This is a genomic window from Paenibacillus sp. J31R98 (assembly GCF_056269245.1).
This window is the reverse complement of the sequence record NZ_JBWDNO010000011.1, coordinates 36684-62267: the sequence shown is the minus strand read 5'-3', so window position 1 is coordinate 62267 and position 25584 is coordinate 36684. Positions and strand designations below refer to the sequence as shown.

Sequence of the window (25584 nt, the reverse complement as noted above, 5' to 3'; positions counted from 1 at the left end):
CTCTCCGTAAATTATAACACTGCTTGATCAAGGTTACAGCGCAAAAATGAAGAGCTGCATTGTCTGGATTTCGCTTCATTGCAATTCTTTATAACTAAATCATGGTTCTTCGAAATCAAATAGGAAAGTGAAGACTTTTCCATTTTGTTGAAATGACCCCCAAATTTTATACTCGCCGCTGCGTGGGAAAGTAGCCATAAATTTAGCATCTTCAATAAATCTGCTTGGTCCAGACTACATTTTTCAAATAATTGCTGCATATACATTTTTAACAGGAAGCAAATCCATGTTTACTCAGTTAACGTGTTAACACCAGTAAAATCAAGCCTTTCAAAGTTAACTGATATAAGAGAGGTCGTAAAAATCCATGGCAAATTCAACGTGGGGGCTCAGATTAACTCCAGAAACTATTGAAAAAGTAAAACGGTTTATAAGTGAAGCAAACTTCGAAACGCAAAGTGACTGGTTTGAACATGTTCTTTCCATCTACGAAATGCATGAGTTAAAAAAAAATGACGAGACAAAGCAATACTCGGATGATTTGGATAATATCGAGCAACATTCTACACGTATCCATGAGACAATTGTGCACATCGTAAAGAAATCTGTAGATAATTTCAGAGACAAACAATTGATATGGCAGCAAACCTCCGATGATTTGCAAAATCAGCTTCAAAAGAGTAACGAAGCTCGCGACAACGCGGAATCACAGTTAGCCTTGTTAACAACGAGAACAGCTCAACTCAGCTCCGAATTAGAGGATATGAGATCGAGGTTCAGCGTTTACGATGGATACAACTCGACACTTCAACAATCACTTAAAGACAAGGAAGCAGAGATTGAGTCATTAAGAAAAGAACGTAATCAATGGAGCATGTCGGATTTTCAACGATTAGTTGATGATAACCGTTCCCTTCAACAACAACTCCGAGAACAGAGTCATCAAATTGCGTTTCAACAAAGGGACTTTGAATACAAACTTGAACTCGAGCAAATGAAAACGGAATTAGCTAAAAAGGACGCTCAGATTCAGTTCACTCAACGTAAATTTGGCATAAGCGATGAATCGGATCCAAAAGATCCAACTCAAGCAAAGCGTGGTCGTGGTCGCCCTCCGAAAGGTAGTAGTAATCTGAAAGTGAGCGGACTACAGCCAGCTTTTGACGTTGAAATTGTAGACAACTTCACAGCGGAAGCTATTTCCGGCAACAAGCAGGTAGACAAAATAGACGAGGATACCGATGAGGATAGCTACATTTTTGATCATGACGATGATTCACAAGACTTTCCTAATGTCTTACAACAGGATACTGAACAGCCTACTGCTGAGGAGCCTATTACAGAACAGCATGTTGCTGAACAGCCTGCTGCCGAGGAGCCTATTACAGAACAGCATGTTGCTGAACAGCCTGCTGCTGAGGAGCCTACTACAGAACAGCATGTTGCTGAACAGCCTGCTGCTGAGGAGCCTACTACAGAACAGCATGTTGCTGAACAGCCTGCTGCTGAGGAGCCTATTACAGAACAGCATGTTACTGAACAGCCTGCTGTTGAGGAGCCTACTACAGAACAGCATGTTGCTGAACAGCCTGACCCGGATCACGAATCATGAAATACTTATCCCCCGCCTAATTTCGGCGGGGGATATTTAATTGATACCATTTCCTTTGCTTCAGTAAGTACAACGGCAACTCGGCTGGTGATTAAACGAGATTACATCACTTACACCGGCTGCAGGCGAATTTCGATATCCTCCTCGCCATGAACCACAACGAACTGGACTAATGTTTTAATGATCCCTTTAGCTTGTTCGGCAGGCAGCAAATCAATTGCCGATTGAATGTTGTTTATCTTCGCATTCAGCTCTTCTTGAACCTGATCCATATTAATTGGTTCATTGCCGTCTGCGTCCAAACTTTGGAGTTCTAGCAGGAATTGATCAAGCCGCTCCTTTTCTTCGTTCAAGTCATCCAGTTCAATCAAACCCGAAGTATAGGCTTCCACTTTACGCTTGTATCGCGCTTTTGCCGTGCTGACTCTTTGTTCGAGCTGCTCAAGTTCCGATTTAACCATCGCTTCTTTCGCCATTATCGTCAGTACACCAGTTTGATTCTCAACAAGCTGCAGTAAGCCTTCCTTGAACCAGGCTTCTACTTCGTCCGCACGATACTGCTTACTGGTACACGTCCCCTTATTTTTATTCGCAGAGCAGCGATATACCCGATATCTTTTATTTGGCGAACCAGAAAATCCGATACTCATACCCGACCCGCATTTTCCACATTTCAACATTCCACCAAGCAAATGAGGGCTTGTCTGTGCTCGAGGAGCAATGTTGTTTGGCTGACCGATTCTGCTCTGTACCCGCTCCCATATCGACGGTTCGATAATGACAGGCAAACAGTCCTCCACGCTCACCCACTCTGTCTCATCCTTGTCCTTACGCTGCGTTTTGCTAGAATCCACGCGATTCCAGACCAGCATGCCTTTATATGCCGGATTCATCAGCATTAGCTTAATGGCTCGAATCGACCATTCTTTCTGCTGCCTTGATGGAATTCCTTCCTCATTCAATCGTTTTGCAATGGAATAAAAGCCAAGTCCCTCATTCAAATACATATCAAACACCCTCTTCACAACTAGTGATTCTGCAGCATTGATAACTAGGTACTTATCCACCAAGTCATATCCGTATGGACTTTGCGTCAACCATTTGCCCGTCGTAGCAGCGTGCAACATATTTTCAAACACGCGCTCTCGAATCCGCTCCCGTTCGAATTCGGCAACGGCACCAAGCACTTGAAGTGTCAATCGCCCCGAAGGCGTGTTTGTATCGAATGATTCACTTATCGATACGAATGAGACTTCATAATTCTGGAACATATCTATCAGATTAAGCAAGTCCAATAATCGTCTGCTCATCCGATCCAGCTTCGTGACCATTATTCGAGAAACGGCTCCATTTTCAACCGCATGAAGCAGTCGCTTCAACTGTGGGCGCTCTAAGCTTTTCGCTGAAAAACCATCGTCTACGAAGACCTGTATCTGGTCACTCCATCCCATTGCACGGCAATAAGCTTTAAGCCGCTCTTGCTGCTCCTCAAGTGAAACGCCTTCGCGCGCTTGCTCATCTGTCGATACCCTGCAGTACAGAGCCACTGAACGAAGACTAATGTTTTGAGCCGCTTTATGTCGTTGTACGTTCATGACCTCACCTCTTGTCCATTCCTATGCCTGTCCTGTCGAATTTATGTCAAAATCGGGGATTGTCCATTCGATCAAGCTGCATAGACTAGATCGAGGTGATGATATGAGACAACTGAAGGTTCGCTTCACAGTTGAACATCACAACGAACAGAGTTGCTTCACATGTATCGATGAACTCAAATTGCAATCATACGCCGATATCCTCCTTAATCGAATCGCCAATTTCGAAGAACATTTCAAACAAACGGCTGCCAATCAATGGTTACAGCAACGATTAAATACGTCGAACCATATCCCATTCCAAATATCATTTACCCAAGAGAAGGCTACCGCACCGGAGTCCAATCACACAAAGAGCCTAACTCCATGACAGGAGTTAGGCTCTCCATATTTCAGCTACTTTATTCATTATGATAAATGGTTATTTACTATAATGAATACTTTTCCGACAAACGGGGCATCTTGTTAAATGCCTGATGATTCCTCAAGCTTCATCACATTGACACCTTGTTCCACCATTGCCATTAGATATTCGGCAACGTCAGGTTTAGAGCGATGTATGGCTTTCAGCAATTCACCGATCCGAACAATTCGTGCGGACAGCTGATCGCTTACTGGCTCTGTTTCGTCGACAGACATTTGCAATTGTCCTTGCAGCCTGCTTAATATGCCTAGCTGAATGGTTTGCGTTTTGCCTGTTTCAAGATTGCTAAGGTAAGCCGGAGAAACTCCCAGCTCTTTAGCAAACTCATTTAAACCAAATCCTTTCTGTTGTCGGATTTGTCTTAGCTGCTGACCGAAATTACTCATTTCATTCACCACCATAGGAGGGATAACAACGGCTCGTAAAAGAACCCGTAGCACCGAATTACAAATCTCATCCATTAGTCATATACACGACCCGAATGCGGCACGTAAATGGATGGAGCTGTATGTTGATTTATTGAAGAAGCAGCTTATAGCTGATCATGCAGACGACACGTCTAGAAAGGAGGAGCAATAATGAAAACTGTATTGTACGCGCGCAGCTCGATTAAAACCCAAGAGCATTCGATCGATATGCAGAAAGCGTTAGCACTGGAGAAAATCCAGGCGAAAGGCATGCTACTCGACGACCTGTATTTAGATGAGGCTGTGTCAGCAAGAAAAACCAAGATTGAAGAGCGTCCACAGTTAAATCGATTAGTGCAAAACATCAAGGACCGTCTGGTTACGACTGTTTACGTCTATAAGCGTGATCGACTTGCTCGCGATGTAATTCAAGCAATGGAACTCTTCGACCTATTTAGGACTCATCAGGTGAAGGTTGTGTTTACTGCTGACAACGAAATCCCGATTCAATATTCTCCTGCAGGAGAATTTTTCGAATTACTCATTGCCGGTTTCAACCAGCGAGAAGCAAATCAAATCATTCAACGCATCAAAGAAACGAAATACACGATGACTAGGCAAGGCAAACACGCCCAAGGGCGCATTGCTTATGGCTACCGTGTAGATGCGGAAAAGAGATATCAAATAGAGTCAGATGAAGCTGAGGTTATCCGAAAGCTGTACAACTCAATGGTTGATACGGAATGCACAAATTTAGCTGAATTTGCGCGAGAAATCCAGAAGCAGTCCTGGTTTCCTTCCGAATGGGATTCACAGCGAATACAATCCGTAATCGGTAATACCATCTATAAAGGTATTCGCAGAACCGAGGAGTTCGGCGAGCATGTTGAAATCGAGAACAGCAGCCTCATCATCGTCGACGAAACAATCTGGGAAAGGGCACACGACAAGATGAACAGCCTTAAACCAACTCGAACCCGTCGTAACAATCGCATCCCAATGGTACTTGATGGGCTGCTTTACTGTGGCAAATGTGGCGAACCTATGTACGGAAAAGAAGTGACCGATATTACCACCAGGAGCTTCTATACCTGCAAGGTTCATCGTAATGTTCAGCAGAGCCCAGACCTATTAGAGTCAGCAGTTTTAGAGGGATCTGCAAAACACCTTACACAGCGATTTCAAACCGACTTTCCTATGATTTATGACCTTGTGCATGGTGATCTCATCAAGTTCTATGAGAACTCGATCGTCGAGAGTCATGAAGCCGTTAAAGACCTCAAACAAGCACTTAGTAAGTACACCATACAATGGCTGCAAAATCCGGCGCCTGAGCTGGAGAGCCATATGTTATATCTTCACAACCAAATCAAGCGTGAGGAGCTTTTGCAGCAGCACTACCCCGATACGCTAGTTGCATTTCAGAAACAATTTCAACTCATGCAGACTCTTCATGAATCCGTCGATCTGGTTACTGAGGTGTTCTCTTACGATGCTGACAGAAGAAGAGCGCTGATTCATGACATCGTCTCTCGTATTGAATTAAATGCACTTTCAATAAAAATACAGCTTCGAGAACCGTTCAATGGAGTGATGGGTCATGCTGCCATTAGCTAATATCATTCAACCAGGGATGAATGGTGCCTTCTATGGGCGACATTCTACAGATAAGCAAACAATGGACGCGCAACGATCAATGGCGTATGAATTCGCGAAGAAATACGAATGTACGATTGTCCTTGAATACATCGACGCTGGAGTATCTGCAAGAAAGAAGCAGCTCAACGACCGAGATGGCATTTCTTCGATGTTGAAAGACGCTATTGATCAGAAGTTTGACTTTGTAGTAGTCAACCATCACGACCGCATCGCACGTAATCCTGCTGAACACCAAAGAGTTCGTATGCTCTTGGCAAGTTACAACATCCCGGTCGTTATTAGCAGTACAGAAACCTTATACGACTCTGGAGATTTCATCGTTGATTTAATCAAAGATGGAACCTCTAAGCTCGAAGTCGATAATACACGTATCCGAACCCGAGATACTGCTAGAACCATGCTAAAGAGCGGTAAATGGACTGGCGGTCCAGCCCCCTTTGGGTATCGCTATGACAAACAAACAAAAACCTTCTCACTGTGCGAAGAAGAGATTGCTATTGTTCTTCGGATTTACGAATTATACCGTAAGCAGGAAGGCTTTCAGTCAATTGCTTCGATTATCAACCATGAAACAGGCAAGCCCCTAAAAAAATCAGCTATAAAAGGGATTATTACGAATCCCTTCTATGCCGGCTACATGACTCATCAACGTAAACATCAGGACTACCGCAACTCGATTAATTCTATGGATAGCTGGTTGATGGTTAGAAGCGATCTAATCCAGCCAATCATGAGTCTCGAAGAGTGGCAAGAAACCTTTACGATTTATGAGCAGAGAATGACCGGTAAACTTAGCCCAAAAATGTACAAAACAAGCTTTCTTCTTAGCAAGCTGTTGTTTTGCTCTGTCTGCGAAGGTGTGTTGCATTGTAAGGATCAGGGCACTTATGATACGAAGAGGAAGCGAAATTATGGTGCCAGATGGTATTTCTGCCCTGCCTGCAGTTATAAAATTGAGGCAGATCGGATCCATGCCGTTGTTGACGCGGTACTGACCGATTTAAAATCGCAAAACCTCGAGACATTATGCTCGCTAGTGTACAAGGAAATGCTCGATGAGCTTCAAGCCATTTCAAAAAGAATAGTAGCTAGGGAATCAGAAATTGAACAGGCAAATCAATTGCTGGCTCTCGCTAATGAAAAAGCAAAGCAGCGCGCTGCCCTGGTAAAAGACCTCGAAACCATTGACGACAATACGAATATGGTTCAGATCCTCACGAGTGAAAAGCATCACCTTAGCGGTCGAATTTGTAAGCTCAACGCCGAGTTAAATCGACTTAAAAAGATTCATCAATATCTTATAACAGTTGAGGGGAATCCGGCAGTCATAACCAGTAACATAAAATCCATGAGTATCATAACCGGAAGTGAACATAATCATGATATTCGAAAGATGATTACGTACCTGGTCCAAAAAGCAATCATTACACCGAAAATGGTCGATGAAAAGAAAAAAATCATCAATGGTGATATTGCAATTCAAACGCGAAGCAGCCTCATTCGAACAACCATCCGTTAACCGACCGTCCTTGAAGGGACGGTCGGTTTTTTGTTACCTTAGTAAACTATTTTAGTGGAGGACAAATTCTCGGTTACTGGGTAGGTATGTCCAAAAATCTCGGTATACGGGTAGTCTGCCGATCGGGAGACTACCCGTATACCGAGAAGGAATGCTCAAAATGCGCTTGTCCCATAGGTTTCTCCGGAATTCCTATTCACCAGTATGGACAGGATTTTAGTTTGGTAAACGTTTCTCGGTGATTGGGTCGGATATTGAAACCATATTATTATACAAAAAGACGCATCTTCCACACATATGCGGATGAGATGCGCCATGCAAACTTTTGAACTGAGATTATCTATAAAGCTTAATATGCGGGTAATTATATGAGATTAATTGACTTTTATTAATTAGCAAATTAAATATCAGTTCTTCTAAACAAAAAATTATAAAATCCTCCAATAGTTTCGAGATAGCAGGATATTCAGAAAAATTTCCATAAGTTAAATGGAATTCAGTTTCTTTATTATGGACAATACAGTTTCTAAGCTTATAAATTACCTCTGAAAAGAAATCTTGTATATTCCCACTATTTACATTGCGAGAATGCTCCCCTTTATAACCTAGTTTGCGAAGGAAACTATCTATTTCAGCAGCTTTAGTAGGAGTGTCAATCAGACTCCTCCACTTTAGATACACAATATCTTTGAAACTTGTAGGTGCTACCTGTTCATACGTAACATTTAATGCTGTCTTCATGAACTTTTTTAAAGTATCCTGTTCTCCTTCCATAACTCGTTTGTACAGATTTTGAAATTCTCTGATTGAGAACATTACATCTCCACTGGAATTTACCAAAGAACATATTGGCTCTCTAAACATGAAATTCTCTATAACCTGATAAAGTTTTAAATATTTATCAATAATATTTTTTTGATAGTTATACTCACTTAAAATATATACAGTGTCATCGAACTGCTGATAACCATGTAAGTAATTCCATTCAACATTAGAGGTAATTGATGGAACCTGTTCATATCTATGAGGATTATGAATTTCTTTACCGGCTGATACCTCAAACAAATTCATAAAAGACTGAAGTTGATCAATATTCTCAGGGCTATCTTTAGCAAGCAGTAAAAACTTTTGATTCTCATTAGCTTCAATTCTAAAATCTATCTTAACTAGTACATGAAATAACAACTCAACTTTAAACTTATTTATGAAATCATTAATGCCTGACAAATTATTAAGCGAGAAAACAATAATCGTCTTGTCTATACTTGTTGGACTGAAGTAAAACTCTTCAAACGTTGTATCAAAAGGTATAAGTTTAAATAGCTCTTCGTCAATCGACGGAATTGATGGAAAAACACTTATGTCGAGAGTAGTGATTTTAGATAGCAACACAAAAATTATTCTAAAATAATTTTTTGCTTCTTTTAACACGTCAGGAAAATCATCATTTAGCTTTTCAAAAATCTCATGAATTTCCCTTAGTTCATAAAACATTTCTCCAGCTGCTTTTTTGTCTTTAACAGTGTCAAGGCTGTCATTTAATGCAGCAATATAAGTATCTAATACCGCAATTTTTGCACTCATAAAGTTTGCTTCGTATTCTGCGATAACAAAATTAATCAACGTTTCAAGTTTCGAGTAATATATGTCAATCGGTGTCATTACTGTATTAGTTGTTGCCATGTTTCACACCTCTAAAGCTCTCTGACCAACTAATTATTTTTTTGTTTTTTAAATAATGATATACGCCCCAATAAACTGCATTCTTTGTAAATTCACCTACGTTTACCTTGCTCAAATCAATGTTAGCTCGTTCCTTATTGTACTCATGAATGTTTAGTACGTTACTATCACTAGAATCAAGCAGATCCATAAAATGTGAAAACACTGTTTTAGGATCTTCAATTTTATTTTCATATGAAAATTTTCCGAGTGCCGCAAACAATCCAATTGTTACAGTATCGCGAGATACCCATTGAATTCCTTCATCCATTAAATAATTTTTCTCAAGATAACTATCAAATTTCATTAAAAAATCAATAAGCCCAATTATTAGATCGTAAGAAATGACACCTGCAAATTCACCATTCTTGAGTTTTTCATCTTGAATTTCTTTAATTAATGATGCATTTGCTGTAATAGTATCTTTTTCTAAGAATGCCAGGCAAGATGTAATCAAATGTGAAAAATGAAATTCCCATTTCTTTCGTCCCTTACTATAGCTAATTGAACTAATTTCTTTTTCTCTAATTAGTGAAAAATCTGGATATTTCTTTTTAATATCATCGAAATATGATACTAGATTTAAAAATAACAATTCTAATTGATGTTTTAAAGAGACCTGCTTGTGACCTGCATTTAACAATAACATTTTCTCAACTTCTTGTTGTGGACTTAGTCCTTCCCAAATCTCTACCCATTGAATTTCATTGAAACAATTTTTTATCTCATTTATTTCTTTCTTACTGCTAATTAATCGCTCTAAGACTAATGTTGATGAGGAGAACTCTTTAAGTTGCCTACCGAACCTGCGAGATATTTCTAATTTTGAGAACTCAGATATTCCTGGGTATTCTTTAAGAATATGTTCTAGATATATGACTGTGTCCCATAAAATTTTCAACCTAAATGTTCTTTGAAGTCCATCAAGAATCTTAAATTCATTTACGATCATTCTGTTTGCATCTTCCAAATTATTGTTGATACTTTCACTTACAATAGTTATTGGTGGAATGTGTTCCTTTTGTAATACAGTATCAACAATTCTGTCTAGATATACATTATTGACAATACCTCTTTGAATATCATATTGCATAAAATCTGTAGGCAAATTCTCAATATACTCTTTAAGTGAAGTTCCACAGAAGTAACAAGTTGTTTGATTATTTGAAGATTTTTTTGATGTGTATTTAGTTACTAACATATTGACCTCCTCATGTCACTGCCGTGCGACATACCCACACGAACTTCACTCTTCTTTAACGGAAATATTATACATCAAGGGAAGTAAAACATCTATAACTTAGAGCAATCATAAAACAGACATAATGAGTGAAACTTTATCTTTGGAAAAAACACCAAACTAAGCACCTTAGCGAAACGAAGGCTGGGCTTCGTATTGGCATCAGCGGATTATCCGGGAGCTTGACCTAACGAGCGACGAAACGATCGAGTTCGCGATGCTCAACTCGTCGGTCGTGCAGCCATCCCGCCACTCCTTGAACCCTTACTATCTAGGGCTAAAGATCTTCGAGGATATCGAACGCCGCTGGGATAATCCGACTCGCGAAGAACAGGAACGCCAAGGACGCAAGCCCGGCATGGGCCGCGAGAAAATATTCGAGGTGCGCGAGTTCGATTCCGACATCTCGTTCCTGCGCAATTACTTAACGAAGAAGCTCGTCGACGACCTCGACCTGTATATCTTCGAGAAGAAAGGCGCAGAGTGGAAAATCACCGAGAAAGCCTGGGAGTCCGTGCGTCAGCAGCTCGTGTTCTCACGCGTCAACGGCGGTTTCCCGAGCATCGTCGTCACAGACGGCGATTTCAACCGAGTCGGCGAATTGTTCATGTTTCATAAGTACGAGGGCGTCGAGCTCGATCTGAAATATGTGGAGCGCACACTCCCTCATGTCGTGCAGCTATGGGGCAAATCAGTCCATCTGGAAACGATCGTCGAGGACAAACGCATTGTGTTCAGCTGTGACGGCAAGAAGACGAGTCGGAAGTTTATATAAGGGTAAAGAAGAAGATCGTATCCTCAGGAGCTCTGGGGATGCGATCTTTTTTTTGATCGTCAATGGCAGCCATTCAGTGCCTCTTCAACAAATTGTTCTAAATAAAGAACGAAAATAGAAGGAAATAAAAGATAATACGTTATAAAGAACGAAAATGTTCCTTAAAAAGAACGAAACGGTGAAATCCGGCTCGTTTTCCTCGTTTACAATTGAGAATACTTTTAGTAAAGTCAACTCATGAAGTTCTTAATTGAGAACGACACTTCAACTTCCACCCTTGAACGCTGAAAAGGAGCGCGAAACCGTCATGCGCACAAGTCTAAAATGGTTTAACCGGTTGATTACTGTACTTCTAAGTTTAATGCTAGCGGTCACACTGATTTTTGCACTTTCCTCTCGACATTCAGATGGTCCGCCCCAGCTGTTCAGCCATCAGCTGTATGTAGTCCTGTCAGGCTCCATGGAGCCGAAGATCCATACAGGCTCTCTCATCATCACCAAGCCTAACGTTTCCGCTGAAACACTGAAGATCGGTGATGTCATTACCTTCCAATCTCCAGAATCTCCAGACACCCTGATCACACATCGAATCCATGAAATACGTAACGTGAATGGAACCACGGAATATGTAACGAAGGGTGACGCCAATGATTCGGCTGATTCATCGCCCATACAAGCCTCTGCGATTAAAGCCAAGTACAGCAATGTGACAATCCCGTATCTTGGCTACTATATCGAATTCTTGAAGACCAAACTGGGACTCGCCTTGCTTCTCATCATCCCTGGGTTCCTGCTCATGCTTCTTTCCATCATTGAAGTGATTCGTGAAATCTTAAAGCTAGAAAAGAACGCGAAACCAAAGGAATCCACACTCAGCAGCTAGCTACCTTACGTTTTGTCACCTTTCCGGCAGCAGCTTTGGAAGGTTTCAAATACAACCCTATAAGGGAAATAAAAATTCATGGGAGGCATTCTTGTATGAGTATCAAAACGAAGCTTGTCCTATTAACAGCAGTAACTGCTTTAGGCGCTACCATGGTTGCCGGAGGAACTTTCGCTTTGTTTAGCGATCAAGTAACAAACGGCGGCAATTCCTTCGCATCCGGAACTGTCAAGATTAGCGATTATTCCGGCGGTGCAGTCGCAAAAACAATGCTCAACTTCAGCAATCTCGCACCTGGAGATACGGATACTAAAGTCATTACAGTCAAGAATGAAGGCAGTTTAGATGCCTATATCGGCGTAAACGGTCCTCTAACACAAAGCAGCAGAATCGGCAACTTATTCGGAGGCACTTCTCCGCTGCAAATTTCCTACGACACCGCTCCAAAGCGAGTTGCCGCAGGTCAAACAGCAACGCTGAACGTTACGTATACAATGCCGCTTAATGCAGGAAATTCCTACCAAAATCAATCTGGTGCAATTAACATCGTAATCGATGCCGTACAAGCTCGTAACAATGAATATCAAGTAGGCACCGGTGTATCTGCTTACATGGCGCCATATTTCTTCCCTTCGAACAGCGTGCCGATCCCAGCTACGCCAGTAGTTGATACGACAGCACCAGAAATTACAGAAGTTTCAGCTAGATATGAAGGCGAAGAAGTACTCCTTTCATTTAAAACGAATGAAGCTATCGATCTAGGACCGTTAAGCACTGGCAACATCGTTGTCCGCTACGGCATAGGAGTGGACGATAATAACTTCCAAGACGCCCTCAGAGCAAATGGACAACCTATTATTAAAAACAAATTGTGGGACGGCTACCTGAACTCTTACACTAGCACTGGCACAGAGGTCAAATATTCAAAAGGCGCTGCTCAATCAAGTTTTAGCAACATCGTTCCTGCCAATACTGCTATTAGCACGCAAGTGAAAAATGGAGATACGACCTGGTACAACACTCTCCACAACAGCAATACAGAACATGTACGTCTTGAAGTCAAAGATAACGCTGGCAATGTTAAGGTAGTATTCGTTCCTATCAATTAGTCACGCCACTAACTCCGGAGAGAACTTCTCTCCGGAGTTTTTTAATTGTTGAACAAAGGCGCTCAACGGATTGGGACAATAAAAAAAACGCGCCAGACCATGAGTCCAGCGCGTTGTAGATCCTAATGAGAAGTAGCCATTACCGCATTACTCTTCAGGACGACTTACCCACCTTTAAAGCTTTGTTACTCGGTGCAAACCAACCAAGCAGAGCAATCGCTATCAAGACAGCGTAGAACACTAACGTCCAGCCCGTGCTATGAGGAAAATGGGGATCAAACAAGCCAATATCCTCATGAGCAAGCGTAATGACAGCAAGCTTCACCCCTACCCATGCAACGATCGCATACGCCGTTGTCTCGAGCGCTGGACGTTGTCCAAGCAGCTGTACAAACCAAGTAGCCGCATACTTGATTAACACCAACCCGGCAATTCCGCCAAGGACCACGACAATAAATTTCCCCCCGTCCATGCCACCAAACTCGCCGAGCGGTGAATCCGGCAAGCCAAGTGCGAGCGCGACCGCAGCAAGAATCGAATCAATCGCAAAGGCGAGATCGGCCAGCCCAATCTTGCCGACAGTTGGCCAAAAACCTTTTCCGGAAGCCTCCTGTTTATCGTCCTTGTGCGTATCCTTTTTGCCAAGTCGCGCACCGATGATGTGCTTGAGGCCTAGGTACAGCAGATAGGCTGCGCCAATTGCCTGCACCTGCCAGACATTCGCTATAAAGGAAATCGCAAAAAGAGCGGCAAACCGAAAGACAAAAGCCATCATGATACCATAATTAATCGCTCGTTTCTTCTGCTCGTCTGGTAAATGCTTCGCAATGACCGCCAACACGAGCGCATTATCGGCCGACAATAAACCTTCCAGACCGATAAGAATGAGTAAAGCCCACGCGTACTCCAACCATAATGAATCCAACTCGGATTCTCCCTTCTAAACCATCGTAAGTATAGCCAAGCGCCAAAGTCAGATGTAGATTATGTTGCTTGGTCCGACACTAGGTGTATACGTAATAAGTTGCCGTTAGATTTCATTTTTTTCATATATAATAAACCCTGAAGCACTTCTAATATTACCACATGCTTCTGTCCACGTATGCTCTGCAAAATAAGAAATCGCAATTATTTTCAATACTGCAACATTGTTAACTTCCATTTTTTGGATGGGTTTTTACTCATTTAAAGTTCTACATATAAAAAAGATCGCATCCCCTGAAGTTAGTCATGCTAACGACTCCCAGGAATGCAATCTTATTGTTTCCATGCTCCAACTAAAACACTCGCCATACTTCATCCTCAACCCGCATCGATCCGTTTCACATCGACAGCAACGTCCAGCTCCGCCTCAGCTGTTCCGCGATAGACACCTTTGACAGGCACAATATCTTTATAGTCGCGTCCATGCCCGAGCTTCACATACCGCTCGCCGACTAGCGCGTCATTGGTCGGATCGAAGCCGCACCAACCGAGTCCCGGCACGTAAGCTTCCACCCATGCATGCGAAGCTTGCTCGAAGTCTGCGCTGCCGCCTTGCAAATCTCCGACAAAATGATACCCGCTCACATAACGGGCAGGCACTCCTTTGGCCCGGCATGCTGCAATCATCAGGTGAGCGAAGTCCTGGCATACGCCGCGCCGCCTGCGAATCATATCACTTGCGATCGTGTACACGTTCGTCGCTTCCGGATCGTACACGAACTCATTGCGGATACGATTGGAGACGCGGGATAGCCAAACAAACACGCCTAGCTGCTCCATCTCATTCGTGCCGCCTCCCACTGGCGTTTCTGCAAAAGCAGCCACCTCAGGCGTAATACCGGTATATTCGGTCGGGAGCAAATATTCCGCAAACTCGTTAGCCACCACATCAGAAGCCAGATACGCCCATGCCTCCTGCGGCATCATCGCCTTCTCACCTTGCTCCGGCTTGATCGCCTCTTTCGTCACAACGGTCATTTGCGTCCGAATCTTCAAGCTTCTATGTGAATTATTCACCGAGAACACATGGACCCGATTGCCAAAATAATCGTTGTAGCTGAAGAGAGGCGCGTTCGGCTCCACTGAGATTGTATGCTGATAGCACGATTGCTGCTCGTTCGTGAACGGCGTCAGCCGCAGCTCATTGACACTGTCCATCACCGGATCTCCGTACGAATATTGTGTTGTGTGCGTTATGAACAGCTTCATGCGCTAACCTCCCCCATTCGAAAAAAGGTAGATGCGAACGATCCGCCAAGCTGCCCTGCCGCCTGCAGCAATGCGCCCGTCACTTGGCCTTCGGTCTGGATATGCAGATCTTCCCGCTCGAGGCATGCGAGCTCCGCCTTCAGCTTCATGACTTGGCGGATAATCCGGTCATGAGCAGCGCGCAGCTGCTTCTCCTGCAGCTGAATGCCACGCAGATGCTCATCGAGCGCATCAAGCGAGTAATGAACCGAACGCGGAAACACCTCGCTCAAGATCAGAAACTCCATGATCGCTTCAGGCGAGACGCCATCGGCATAATAACGGCGGAACGGCTGGTAGCCGCTCACCGAACGGAGCACTGCTTGAAGGAATGGATAGAGATCATTGCCACCTTCCATATCCGGGTAGATGATCGTCCGAGACATGATAGCGGATTGTAGGATGCGCAGCGTATTCTCCGTCCGCTCCAAATAGCGCCCGCATTCGATGAAATGCCACTCATTCTCACGAGGCATAACCGACTGTGTAACCCCGTGGAACAGCGCTGTCCACTCTTTAATCCGGCCAAAAAACTGATGCGGCGATTCTTTCGTAAAGTCGCCAGCCTGCTTCTCGCGCAGCCATAGATAGAATCCGTTCGTCACGTCCCACAGCTCGCTTGGCAGCTTCTCGCGAAGCGTCCTTACATTATCGCGCGCATGATTGATGCAAGTGACAAGCGAATTGCTATTGTCACGGTCAAGCGTGATGTAATGAATCACATCCTGCTCCGTATAAGTGCCGTATTGCTGCTCATAGGCATCACGGCTGCCGAGCGCATCCACGATACGCCCCCATTTACAGAGGGTCTGCGCTTTCTCACCAAGCTCACCTCTTGGAATGACCGACAAATCATCAGCTTGCAAATGATAATGTACATCTATTAGCCGGGCATGGTTCTCCGCTCGTTCCATGTATCGCCCGATCCAGAACAACGCCTCTGCATTTCGATTCAGCATCACAGATCCCTCCGCTTCATTCTTTACGACATTAGCGATTCAGCACCCAGGTGTCCTTCACGCCGCCGCCTTGTGAGGAGTTGACGACAAGCGAGCCTTCCTGCAGCGCAACACGTGTGAGCCCGCCAGGGATAACATGCGTCTGCGCCCCCATCAGCACGAACACGCGCAAATCAATATGGCGCGGCTGCATTGCGCCGCCTAGCATGACCGGCGCTCGCGAGAGCTTCATCGTCGTCTGGGCGATGTAGCGGCCCGGATCACGGCGAATAGCATCGGCGAAAGCGCCGATCTCCTTCGCGCTTGCCGCTGGTCCGATCAGCATGCCATAGCCGCCGGATAGCGAAGTCTCCTTGACGACGAGCTGATCCAAATTCTCCAGCGCATAGTCCCGGTCTTCCTTGCGAGATAGGATATAGGTTGGCACATTGTTCAGAATCGGCTCCTCGCCAAGGTAATACCGAGTCATGTCCGGCACATACGCATAGACAGCTTTGTCGTCCGCAACTCCCGTTCCCGGCGCATTCGCAATCGCGACATTGCCTGCCCTGTACGCATTCATGAGCCCAGGAATACCAAGCAGCGAGTCCGGCTGAAAGGCGAGCGGGTCCAAGTAATCATCGTCGAGCCGCCTATAGATGACATCTACTTGCCGTAATCCGCGAAGGTCGCGCAAATAGATTTTGTGATCCTTGTACACGAGGTCGCGCCCTTCAACAAGATGGATGCCCATCTGCTGTGCCAGGAAGGCATGTTCGAAATAAGCGGAGTTATACGCGCCGGGCGTCAGCAGCACAATAAGCGGATCCCGCTTCCCTGAAGGCGCCAAGCTGCGCAGCGAACCGAGGAATACATTGAGGCTTCGTTCGATGTCCGATACCGCGTTAGACAGGTACAGGTCGGAGAAGAGCTCGCTCATAAGGCTTCTCCCTTTGTACAAGTATGAGAATCCGGACGGGGTTCGAAGATTGTCCTCAAGCACGTAATACCGGCCCATCTCGTCTCTTATTAAATCTATGCCGGAAGCGGTCATATAGACGTTCTGAGGCACGTGTAGCCCCGCCATCTCCGGGCGGAAGTACTTGTTGCTAATAATCATTTGCCGAGGGATAATGCCATCCTTCACAATCCGCTGTTCATGATAGATGTCATGGATAAAGGCGTTCAGCGCCTGCACGCGCTGCTTCATGCCCCGTTCGATCTCTTCCCATTCGTGGCGCGGAATGATGCGCGGAATGTAATCGAACGGTATGGTCCGCTCGAGCGGTTCATTTTGATTCTGGGCATATAACGTGAACGTAATTCCTTCTTCCAGCATGCGCTGCTGGATCTTTGTGTGGCGCGCTGCAAGCTCAGGCGGCTTCATACGGTCGAACGTTCGATGAACACCTTCATAATGGTCTCGCACCTTTAACTCGTGATCGAACATTTCGTCGTAGAATGATTGCGAATCGTACTGATTAAACCCGGATTTCATCGCCATCGACATCGTTACCGCCTCCAACACCTTCAGTGTCATTCTCATGTCAGTTTTTGTCCGAAATTGTCCAAGCTATAAAGAAATAATTGCCTGTTATTTACTTAAATGATACCCAATCCGAACATTCATGTCAACTTATATAACACAAAGATGTGGCGATAATCGATGGTTCTTTTACCCTTTACGATAAATTCATGTCTGATCTGACGCCCATCTGCCCATCTTTTCATACTATGCTCATGCAGCGAGATAGGCGCATTTCCAATGATCAACTTCACGAACAATTAGATGTTTAACTTTGGAAACGTTCGTCGTGGAGACCGTCGCATACAGCAGCTCATCCGCATCTGAATCCTCTTGTTGAAATACCAGCTTGCGACTGGCTGGATCATAGCTTGTAGCCGCCGCTACATTACCAATCACGTTCCGGTCGAGCCTTTCGTATCCGTAATGACTGAAAGCCGCAGCAAGCTGCTCCATCGAGAGCGGATATCGACAGCTTGTCCCGTCTTTCGCAATAAAAACCGGCCCTTTCGGGGATGACGTGATCATGCAAATCTCATCCAGGCCAAGCCATATCGGCTGGTCGCCTTCATTCAGTAGCAGCAGCTGCATGTCCAACACTCCTTCATGATAAAATAAGAACTTATGTTCCCATTCTATCATAATTACAGCCGCTTAACATTACGCAGATGCCATAACCTCTTATCAAAGGAATGCCGCAGCACGCTTGTGGCAGCGTACTGCGGCATCTTTACTTACCGGTTAAGCAGGCTTCCTACGTAGCGCAGTAATTCATTCGCGCATACTGGGCAATAGCCATGCTCGTCGATCAGCCGTTTGGTCACTTCATTGATTCGTTTCAGCTGCTTCTCGTCCGGCGTCTTCGTCGAAGTAGTGATTTTGACGATATCCTTCAGATCGGTAAACAGCTTCTTCTCAATCGCTTCGCGCAGCCGCTCGTGGCTGTAGTAATCGAACTTCTTGCCTTTGCGCGAATAGGAGGAGATACGGATCAGAATTTCTTCGCGGAACGCCTTCTTCGCATTCTCGGATACGCCGATTTGCTCTTCGATGGAGCGCATGAGCCGCTCATCTGGATCCATCTCTTCACCGGTCAGCGGATCTTTGATCTTCGACCAGTTGCAATAGGACTCGATGTTGTCGAGATAGTTCTCGAACAGCGTTCTTGCGGACTCTTCGAAGGAGTAGACGAACGCCTTCTGAATTTCTTTCTTGGCGAGTCCGTCATATTCTTTTCTTGCCGTTGAGATGAAGTTTAAGTACCGCTCGCGCTCTTCCTTCGTAATCGAAGGATGCTGATCAAGCCCTTCCTTCAGCGCGCGAAGCACATCAAGGGCATTGATACATTGCAGATCCTGCTTAATGAGGGCGCTGGAAATCCGGTTGATGACATACCGCGGATCGATACCGGACATACCCTCTTCAATGTATTCCGACTGCATTTCTTTGAGGTCGGCTTCTTTGTAGCCTTCCACTTCCTCGCCGTCGTACATGCGCATTTTTTTGACGAGGTCCATTCCCTGCTTCTTCGTCTCTTTCAGACGCGTCAGAATCGAGAAGATCGCTGCCGAACGGAGCGCATGCGGCGCAATATGAATATGCTTCATATCACTTTGCCCGATCAGTTTCTTATAGATTTTTTCTTCTTCCGAAACCTTGAGGTTATACGGAATCGGCATGACGATCATCCGGGACTGCAGTGCTTCGTTCTTCTTATTGGCAATGAACGACTTATACTCCGTTTCGTTCGTATGCGCCACAATGAGCTCATCGGCTGAAATCAGGGCGAACCTGCCGGCCTTGAAGTTGCCTTCTTGGGTTAGCGAGAGCAAATTCCAGAGGAATTTCTCATCGCACTTCAACATCTCTTGGAACTCCATCAGACCGCGGTTTGCTTTATTGAGCTCTCCGTCGAAACGGTAGGCGCGAGGATCGGATTCCGAGCCGAACTCGGTAATCGTCGAGAAGTCGATGCTGCCGGTCAAATCCGCGATGTCCTGCGACTTCGGATCTGACGGACTGAATGTACCGATACCGATTCGACTCTCCTCAGAGATAACGACTCGCTCAACCTGAACATTTTCAATTTCGCCGCCAAATTCGGTTCTTAAACGCATTTGGCAGGAAGGGCACAGATTGCCCTCAATTCGGACACCAAGCTCGCGCTCTGCCTCGGCCCGCAGCTCGTGCGGAATGAGATGAAGCGGCTCCTCATGCATTGGGCAGCCTTTAATCGCATAGACGGCGCCTCGCTCTGTTCTCGAGAATTGTTCGAGTCCACGCTTGAGCATCGTAACAATGGTCGATTTACCGCCGCTGACTGGACCCATTAGCAGCAAAATCCGTTTGCGGACATCAAGACGGCGCGCCGATGAGTGGAAATACTCCTCAACCAGCTTCTCTACAGCACGATCGAGCCCGAATATTTCCTGCTCGAAAAACTTGTATTTCTTCGTGCCGCCGCCATCCTCAAGCACCCCGAATGACTCAATCATTTCGTAGACACGAGCATGCGCAGTCATGGCTGGAGTAGGGTCTTGCCTTAGCAGCTCGAGATAGTCTTTAAAGGAACCATTCCAAGTTAGCTTCTCACTTTCCGCCTTGTACGCCGATATTCGTTTCAAAATATCCATGCCGTAACCTCCTATAAGTTTTGCTAGAAGCAAAACTCACTTCGTTAGCATATAAGCGGTCCATCCGGTGCTAAATTGCAAGACGACGAATGCGGGTCGGTGACCATCAAGCCATCTAAAGCTGCCCGGCATTTTTTATTGAAGTATTACATTTCTATGCGCTTTACTAAGGGAAGTTGCCCTATTTTTTAAACAAGATTCCGTCATTTTCCGCGTCACTTTGCGATGAATTGACACCTCCTCAGTCAGCTCAGACAGCTTATTCACCTCTATTAGGCGATTGTAAACACTGGAAAAGCTGCCCTGCATGCGACACAGCGTACCTACCGGAATCATGTCGAATGGAGCAGGAATCGACGAAAGTCGCTCTAACCCGACACAATAAAGTTATTACATCTGGTGTTAGCCCAAAAATGAGGCTGAAGGAGCGGACAGGAATGTGTTATAATCTCCAAAGACTTACGTCTTGCGCGAAGCGGCGACTCGTGCGCCGGCAAGGAAAGGGGCGTTCGCGTACATGGCGATCACACATGAAACTGAGCTGTACAAGCCGATTAAGTCATATTTTGAAAACCAAGGCTATGAAGTGAAGAGTGAAATCATGCATTGCGATCTCGTCGCCATTCATCCGCAAACCGAAGAAACCATTCTCGTCGAGATGAAGAAAACGTTCAATCTCGCCCTGCTGCTGCAAGGGGTCGAGCGGCTTCGGCTCGGCGGCAACGTGATTCTTGCGGTAGAGCGTAATCGCAAGAAAGGCGGCTCGCACAACCAGCGCTTCGGCGATCTTGCAGAGCTATGCCGGATGCTCGGGATCGGGCTGATGACGGTCACCTTCTTCAAGACGAAGGAGCCGCTGCTTGAGATGCTTTGCGAGCCAGGCGACCCTCCTGTCCGCGGGCAGCGGCGCACGAGGCAGGCGAAGCTGCTGACAGAATTCCGCGAGCGAACCGGCGATTACAATACCGGCGGCAGCACGGGACGCAAGCTCATGACCGCGTATAAGGAGAAAGCGCTTCGGGTCGCTTGGGCGATCAGGGAGCACGGGCATCAATCCCCCAGCGCAATCAAGAAGCTGACAGAAGTGGCCAATGTGGGCCAAATCGTGCGGGATGATTATTACAGATGGTTCACGCGCATCGAACGCGGCTTATATGGGCTCAAACCCGAAGGAATAGCAGCACTTGCTGCACACGAGGAAATCGTGGAGGCGTGGCGGAAGAAACAAGGGACCAAACAGCCATAATAAGTACATATTATAAAAGGAGCGAAATGACGAATGAGCGAGTCAAATGCAGTGAAAGTAATTGGAAGTGTTGAGGATTTCACAGCTTTCCCGGCGCATGTCAAAGTGGATATGCAGCCGCACTATATTGTAAAAGCTCCAAGCAAAGAAGGCGAAGAGCAGCGCTACAGCCTGATCTCGGCAATCTGTCCGCATGCTGGCGGCATCGTCCGCCCGCATCTGAACGAGCTTGTATGCCCACTTCACTACTGGTGCTTCGACGCACATACAGGCGAGTCGACGAACGTACCGGGCGAAACGCTCGAGTGCGCTCCGTTAGAAATCCGCGACGGCAAATTCGTCCTCGTCGAGGCCTAATCAATTGAGTAGTGAAACGCAAAAACCTCTAGCGCTGCAAAGCCGCTAGAGGTTTTTTGTTCCTATAAAAACACGATGAGCGTGCCAGCAATAGCGGAGAAGTTGAATGATTCTGGAGAAGCGCTAGCGTTCGCCTTTGTATTAGGAATTTAACCTTTGAAAACTTGTTCAAAAATTCCGAATACAACAGCGATCGAAAGAACATTCAACTGCGCAGCAATTGCCCTTCACGCTCTAACAGCGTGCCAGAAATTCATTAAGCGTCTCGGCGAATCGGGTGATACCCGTCGCCATGCGCTCGCCCGACGTATACGTAAAGTTCAGCCGCGCCTTATTGCGCTGCGGATCAGCCGCATAGAACGACGCGCCTGGTACGAATGCAACGTTCTTCTGCACTGCTGCGCGCAGCAACGCCTCTGTATCAAGAGCTTCCGGCAGTTCAAGCCACAGGAACATGCCGCCCTTCGGCTCTACCCATTTCACATCGCTCCAGCTCTGCTGCTTAAGAAGCGTCTGCATCTGCTGCAAGCGCTCGCCATAAGCTTTGCTGATCGTACGGATATGATCATCCAGCGGGAAATGCTGCAGCAGCTGATCCAGCGTCTGCTGATCCAATGTGCTGGAATGCAGATCCGCGGCTTGCTTCGCTTTTGCCATATTACCGATGATTTCGCGGTTACCGATTGCCCAGCCGGTACGCAGCGCCGGAGCAACCGTCTTCGAGAACGTGCTCGTATAAATAACATGTCCCGCTTTGCCATCAAGCGAGAACAGCGTCGGATAATCGGCATTCGGATCAAACTTAATTTCGCCGTATGGGTCATCCTCAAGTACAAGGACGCCATAACGATGACATAGCTCAATCAGTCCTTTGCGACGCTCCAGGCTCCAAACACGGCCAGTCGGATTGCCGAAAGTAGGTACGACATACACCATCTTCGGCTTATGCAGCTTCATCAAGCGCTCAGCCTCTTCGATAACCATGCCATCTTGGTCGCTCTCAACAGGCACAACATTCAATCCGCTGAGGCCAAATACCTGCAAACTTGCCAGATAGGTCGGATTCTCGACGAGCACGACATCGCCGGGATTCATAAGTACGCGCGCGACGAGGTCAATCGCTTGCTGCGAACCTGTCGTCACGATCATTTCATCAGGCGCAACATGCATATTCTTCTGCGCCATTCGAACGCACAGCTGCTCGCGCAGCGGCAAGAAGCCTTCTGTCAGGCCATATTGAAGCGAGTTCTTGCCTGTACGGAACACTCGCTCTGCCGCATCTTGAACAGCCTCGAGTGGGAATAGCTCCTCCGCCGGAAGACCGCCGGCGAACGAAATGATTTCTTTACCTTGCGTTAGCTTAAGTATATCGCGAACGGCCGAAGATTGAAGCCGCTGCACATTACTCGAGAACCGATATTCCACTATCGTACACTCCCTTTCCTTTATCAAACATTTTACGCTCAAAGCGGTAAGCGGGCAACTCCAAACCACAACAAAGTTCGACAACTTGGTAGTTGAATTACCATTCTCCTGTAACAACTTGTTCACAACTTAGATCGTTTTCTTTTTGAACACCGTTGGTTATAATAATTAGGAGCATTATTGTGGCCAGACCTATGATACATGCAGTATAGGAGGTAAGAAGAATGACCATTAATTTTCTCATTGTCCTCACCGTTACAGCCTTGTTCCTAATTGCAATGTGCACTGCGTCTTACAACGACGATAAGACGAGTGGCCTGTAAGAATGGACATTAGCAAGAACAGCCGCTTTCGCCTATGAGGTGGCAGCGTAAGTTCTATGCGTAAAAAAAGAAGCTTTCAGCGATTGTTCTTCAACTCTCGCCGGAAGCTTCTTTTTGTTTGAGCTCATTCAAGTTACCACACATGCGTGCTTGCGAGTTAAACTCGACGAAGTCCAGTCATCTCGGTCATGCAAATTGCACACAGGTAACGTTCTTTAAATTCGCGTACATCGTCAAGCGTATTGCAGAATACGCAGCGAGGACGGTATCGCTCCAGAATAATATGATCCCCTTGGACCAAGATCTCTACAGGATCCCCCTCGTTCATTTGATATCTTTTGCGCAGCGATTTGGGCAATACAATTCGGCCCAATTGATCCACTTTACGCACAACGCCAGCCGGTTTCACAATTCCACATCTCCTGTAAGTTGCATTTTGAAAGCTAACATGTTATGACAATTTTCGCTTTCTACAAGGATTCGATAATGAAACTGTAATTCCTTCAACTTTTTAAAATTTCTTAGTATTGTGCAACATTTAATGTTTTAAAAATTAACAATTTAGTAACGTTTATTCTAATCCCGCAAAATCAAGCTGGCGCAGCGCCTCGAACACGACGATCGCCGCAGAGTTCGACAAATTCAACGATCTTACTTTGTCCGTCATCGGCACGCGAATGCAGGTATCCAGATGGGCGTCGAGAATTTCCTGCGGCAGCCCTTTCGTCTCTTTGCCGAAGACGAAGAAGTCTCCATCCCGGTAGCTATGCTTCGTGTATACTTGCGAGCTGCGCGTGCTTGCGCAGAAGAATCGCCCATCCGGGTACTGGTCCTTCAGCTCTTGGAACGAATCATGGTAATGAATTTCAACGGCATACCAGTAGTCCAGACCGGCGCGTTTGAGCGTTTTGTCATCGGTATTGAAGCCGAGCGGTCTAACAAGATGGAGAATCGTTCCTGTTGCTGCGCAAGTACGCGCAATATTGCCTGTATTAGCCGGAATTTCCGGTTCGACGAGTACGATATGAAATGCCATTATTAATCTTCACCCTTCTAGTTTTTACATAGCTTTTACGTTTGTTTAATCTCCTGCAAAAAAATGACTGTCATAATACAATTATAATTGCACGAAAAGGAGATCATAAACGATGAAGAAGAAAATATTAATCGTCGATGACGAGCCTTCCATCTCCATGCTGCTTGAATTTAATTTGAAGCTTGCCGGCTACGAGGTGCGCTGCGCTACTGACGGTGAAGCCGTATTCGACTTCTTGAAGCCGTTTCGTCCCGACCTCATCGTTCTCGATCTAATGCTCCCGAAGATGGATGGCATTCAAGTATGCAGAGAGCTGCGAAAGCAAAATAATGCGGTGCCGATTATTATGTTAACGGCTTTGCAGGATGTCACTGACAAAATTGCCGGACTTGATAATGGCGCCGATGATTATATGACGAAGCCATTCTCACCGCAAGAGCTGCTTTCCCGTATCCAGGCGATCTTCCGCCGTACGCAGTCGCTTCCAGGCAAGAGCGACGAATCTGTTCATGAGATCGGTCACTTGACCGTCATCACCGAGCAGCGTGAGGTGCAAGTGAACGGCAAGCAAGTCGAGCTGACGCCAAAAGAATTCGAGCTGCTCCTCTTCCTCTGTCGCCACCGCGGCAAAGTGCTGAGCAGACAGCAGCTGCTTCACGGCGTATGGGACTATCACTTCCTCGGCGATACGCGAATCGTCGACGTCCACATCAGCCATCTCCGGGACAAAATCGAGAAAAACGCTCGCACGCCAGAGTATATTATGACCGTCCGCAACGTCGGCTATAAACTAGCCGGCCCAGGCGGCAGCGCCGCCGATTCATCGCTCGCTTAGATCTTCACCAATCAGAAGACCGCCGTCCACGAAGGAACGGCGGTCTTCTTTGTTTTTTTAAAAAATGTTGTGCCGCGCCAGCCTAAGTG

At 45.8% G+C, this 25584-nt stretch carries 21 protein-coding genes and 1 pseudogene; 9 read left to right on the top strand and 13 right to left on the bottom strand.

The genetic code is table 11. The features are described 5' to 3' along the window. The first annotated feature begins 367 nt into the window (after positions 1–367). On the top strand, positions 368–1612 hold the full coding sequence (locus AC0YNX_RS28340; RefSeq protein WP_475819067.1) for a hypothetical protein: 1245 nt from the start codon (positions 368–370) through the stop codon (positions 1610–1612). Positions 1613–1722: 110 nt separating this feature from the next. On the opposite strand, the gene AC0YNX_RS28335 is transcribed toward AC0YNX_RS28340, so the two are convergent. Together AC0YNX_RS28335 and AC0YNX_RS28330 are read right to left on the bottom strand one after the other, a co-directional pair. After that, positions 1723–3207 (bottom strand): recombinase family protein, encoded by a 1485-nt coding sequence (locus tag AC0YNX_RS28335; RefSeq protein WP_475819066.1) that lies wholly within the window; start codon positions 3205–3207, stop codon positions 1723–1725. Between the two features lie 465 nt (positions 3208–3672). Then, positions 3673–4017, bottom strand: a complete 345-nt coding sequence (locus tag AC0YNX_RS28330; protein WP_475819065.1) for a helix-turn-helix domain-containing protein — start codon at positions 4015–4017, stop codon at positions 3673–3675. 192 nt (positions 4018–4209) lie between these two features. Between AC0YNX_RS28330 and AC0YNX_RS28325 the strand changes: the two genes are divergently transcribed. Both AC0YNX_RS28325 and AC0YNX_RS28320 read left to right on the top strand, forming a co-directional pair. Then, positions 4210–5655, top strand: coding sequence for a recombinase family protein (locus AC0YNX_RS28325; protein WP_475819064.1), 1446 nt, complete (start codon positions 4210–4212; stop codon positions 5653–5655). Next, the gene (locus AC0YNX_RS28320; protein ID WP_475819063.1) at positions 5639–7216 is read left to right on the top strand and encodes a recombinase family protein; all 1578 of its coding nucleotides are present in this window, start codon (positions 5639–5641) and stop codon (positions 7214–7216) included. Before AC0YNX_RS28325 ends, AC0YNX_RS28320 begins: the two co-directional genes overlap by 17 nt. Positions 7217–7552: 336 nt before the next feature. Here AC0YNX_RS28320 and AC0YNX_RS28315 read toward each other — a convergent pair whose 3' ends face one another. Beyond that, a complete protein-coding gene (locus AC0YNX_RS28315; protein ID WP_475819062.1) occupies positions 7553–8899 on the bottom strand; it encodes a hypothetical protein in 1347 nt (448 codons plus the stop codon). After that, positions 8886–10139: a hypothetical protein gene (locus AC0YNX_RS28310; protein ID WP_475819061.1), complete on the bottom strand. Its 1254-nt coding sequence runs from the start codon at positions 10137–10139 to the stop codon at positions 8886–8888. The genes AC0YNX_RS28315 and AC0YNX_RS28310 overlap by 14 nt, the downstream gene beginning before the upstream one ends. A gap of 175 nt (positions 10140–10314) precedes the next feature. Between AC0YNX_RS28310 and AC0YNX_RS28305 the strand changes: the two are divergent. From AC0YNX_RS28305 to AC0YNX_RS28295, 3 genes and pseudogenes are all read left to right on the top strand, one after another. Further along, positions 10315–10953, top strand: a pseudogene (locus tag AC0YNX_RS28305) (SpoVR family protein); the annotation flags it as partial. Between the two features lie 307 nt (positions 10954–11260). Then, positions 11261–11836 (top strand): signal peptidase I SipW, encoded by a 576-nt coding sequence (sipW, locus tag AC0YNX_RS28300; RefSeq protein ID WP_475819060.1) that lies wholly within the window; start codon positions 11261–11263, stop codon positions 11834–11836. 95 nt (positions 11837–11931) lie between these two features. Further along, positions 11932–12945 (top strand): TasA family protein, encoded by a 1014-nt coding sequence (locus AC0YNX_RS28295; protein WP_475819059.1) that lies wholly within the window; start codon positions 11932–11934, stop codon positions 12943–12945. Between the two features lie 154 nt (positions 12946–13099). On the opposite strand, the gene AC0YNX_RS28290 is transcribed toward AC0YNX_RS28295, so the two are convergent. From AC0YNX_RS28290 to AC0YNX_RS28265, 6 genes are all read right to left on the bottom strand, one after another. Next, positions 13100–13870, bottom strand: a complete 771-nt coding sequence (locus AC0YNX_RS28290) for a TerC family protein (RefSeq protein ID WP_475819058.1) — start codon at positions 13868–13870, stop codon at positions 13100–13102. 377 nt (positions 13871–14247) lie between these two features. Next, complete coding sequence (locus AC0YNX_RS28285) at positions 14248–15138, bottom strand: transglutaminase family protein (RefSeq protein ID WP_475819057.1); 891 nt, start codon at positions 15136–15138, stop codon at positions 14248–14250. Further along, positions 15135–16136, bottom strand: coding sequence for an alpha-E domain-containing protein (locus tag AC0YNX_RS28280; RefSeq protein ID WP_475819056.1), 1002 nt, complete (start codon positions 16134–16136; stop codon positions 15135–15137). Before AC0YNX_RS28280 ends, AC0YNX_RS28285 begins: the two co-directional genes overlap by 4 nt. Before the next feature lie 31 nt (positions 16137–16167). Next, positions 16168–17625, bottom strand: coding sequence for a circularly permuted type 2 ATP-grasp protein (locus AC0YNX_RS28275; RefSeq protein ID WP_475819204.1), 1458 nt, complete (start codon positions 17623–17625; stop codon positions 16168–16170). A 228-nt stretch (positions 17626–17853) separates the two neighbouring features. After that, a complete protein-coding gene (locus tag AC0YNX_RS28270; protein ID WP_475819055.1) occupies positions 17854–18231 on the bottom strand; it encodes a hypothetical protein in 378 nt (125 codons plus the stop codon). 143 nt (positions 18232–18374) lie between these two features. Beyond that, positions 18375–20273: a PrkA family serine protein kinase gene (locus tag AC0YNX_RS28265; protein WP_475819054.1), complete on the bottom strand. Its 1899-nt coding sequence runs from the start codon at positions 20271–20273 to the stop codon at positions 18375–18377. Between the two features lie 517 nt (positions 20274–20790). On the opposite strand from AC0YNX_RS28265, the gene AC0YNX_RS28260 reads away from it, so the two are divergent. Both AC0YNX_RS28260 and AC0YNX_RS28255 read left to right on the top strand, forming a co-directional pair. After that, entirely contained in the window at positions 20791–21519 is a 729-nt protein-coding gene (locus AC0YNX_RS28260; RefSeq protein ID WP_475819053.1) for a DUF2161 family putative PD-(D/E)XK-type phosphodiesterase, read from the top strand. A gap of 33 nt (positions 21520–21552) precedes the next feature. Next, positions 21553–21876, top strand: a complete 324-nt coding sequence (locus AC0YNX_RS28255; protein ID WP_475819052.1) for a Rieske 2Fe-2S domain-containing protein — start codon at positions 21553–21555, stop codon at positions 21874–21876. A gap of 234 nt (positions 21877–22110) precedes the next feature. On the opposite strand, the gene AC0YNX_RS28250 is transcribed toward AC0YNX_RS28255, so the two are convergent. The 3 genes from AC0YNX_RS28250 to trmL form a co-directional block, all read right to left on the bottom strand. Then, a complete protein-coding gene (locus AC0YNX_RS28250; protein WP_475819051.1) occupies positions 22111–23301 on the bottom strand; it encodes an aminotransferase-like domain-containing protein in 1191 nt (396 codons plus the stop codon). Positions 23302–23781: 480 nt separating this feature from the next. Next, entirely contained in the window at positions 23782–24033 is a 252-nt protein-coding gene (locus AC0YNX_RS28245; protein WP_475819050.1) for an AbrB/MazE/SpoVT family DNA-binding domain-containing protein, read from the bottom strand. Positions 24034–24195: 162 nt separating this feature from the next. Beyond that, a complete protein-coding gene (trmL, locus tag AC0YNX_RS28240) occupies positions 24196–24660 on the bottom strand; it encodes a tRNA (uridine(34)/cytosine(34)/5-carboxymethylaminomethyluridine(34)-2'-O)-methyltransferase TrmL (protein ID WP_475819049.1) in 465 nt (154 codons plus the stop codon). Positions 24661–24772: 112 nt separating this feature from the next. Here trmL and AC0YNX_RS28235 point away from each other — a divergent pair, with 112 nt between their 5' ends. After that, entirely contained in the window at positions 24773–25495 is a 723-nt protein-coding gene (locus AC0YNX_RS28235) for a response regulator transcription factor (protein WP_475819048.1), read from the top strand. Positions 25496–25584 lie beyond the last annotated feature (89 nt).

Coding starts and splice junctions, on each gene's coding strand:
- AC0YNX_RS28340 (WP_475819067.1), top strand. CDS start 368: ATGGCAAATTCAACGTGGGGGCTCAGATTAACTCCAGAAACTATTGAA.
- AC0YNX_RS28335 (WP_475819066.1), bottom strand. CDS start 3,207: ATGAACGTACAACGACATAAAGCGGCTCAAAACATTAGTCTTCGTTCA.
- AC0YNX_RS28330 (WP_475819065.1), bottom strand. CDS start 4,017: ATGAGTAATTTCGGTCAGCAGCTAAGACAAATCCGACAACAGAAAGGA.
- AC0YNX_RS28325 (WP_475819064.1), top strand. CDS start 4,210: ATGAAAACTGTATTGTACGCGCGCAGCTCGATTAAAACCCAAGAGCAT.
- AC0YNX_RS28320 (WP_475819063.1), top strand. CDS start 5,639: ATGCTGCCATTAGCTAATATCATTCAACCAGGGATGAATGGTGCCTTC.
- AC0YNX_RS28315 (WP_475819062.1), bottom strand. CDS start 8,899: ATGGCAACAACTAATACAGTAATGACACCGATTGACATATATTACTCG.
- AC0YNX_RS28310 (WP_475819061.1), bottom strand. CDS start 10,139: ATGTTAGTAACTAAATACACATCAAAAAAATCTTCAAATAATCAAACA.
- sipW (WP_475819060.1), top strand. CDS start 11,261: ATGCGCACAAGTCTAAAATGGTTTAACCGGTTGATTACTGTACTTCTA.
- AC0YNX_RS28295 (WP_475819059.1), top strand. CDS start 11,932: ATGAGTATCAAAACGAAGCTTGTCCTATTAACAGCAGTAACTGCTTTA.
- AC0YNX_RS28285 (WP_475819057.1), bottom strand. CDS start 15,138: ATGAAGCTGTTCATAACGCACACAACACAATATTCGTACGGAGATCCG.
- AC0YNX_RS28280 (WP_475819056.1), bottom strand. CDS start 16,136: ATGCTGAATCGAAATGCAGAGGCGTTGTTCTGGATCGGGCGATACATG.
- AC0YNX_RS28275 (WP_475819204.1), bottom strand. CDS start 17,625: ATGTCGATGGCGATGAAATCCGGGTTTAATCAGTACGATTCGCAATCA.
- AC0YNX_RS28270 (WP_475819055.1), bottom strand. CDS start 18,231: ATGCAGCTGCTGCTACTGAATGAAGGCGACCAGCCGATATGGCTTGGC.
- AC0YNX_RS28265 (WP_475819054.1), bottom strand. CDS start 20,273: ATGGATATTTTGAAACGAATATCGGCGTACAAGGCGGAAAGTGAGAAG.
- AC0YNX_RS28260 (WP_475819053.1), top strand. CDS start 20,791: ATGGCGATCACACATGAAACTGAGCTGTACAAGCCGATTAAGTCATAT.
- AC0YNX_RS28255 (WP_475819052.1), top strand. CDS start 21,553: ATGAGCGAGTCAAATGCAGTGAAAGTAATTGGAAGTGTTGAGGATTTC.
- trmL (WP_475819049.1), bottom strand. CDS start 24,660: ATGGCATTTCATATCGTACTCGTCGAACCGGAAATTCCGGCTAATACA.
- AC0YNX_RS28235 (WP_475819048.1), top strand. CDS start 24,773: ATGAAGAAGAAAATATTAATCGTCGATGACGAGCCTTCCATCTCCATG.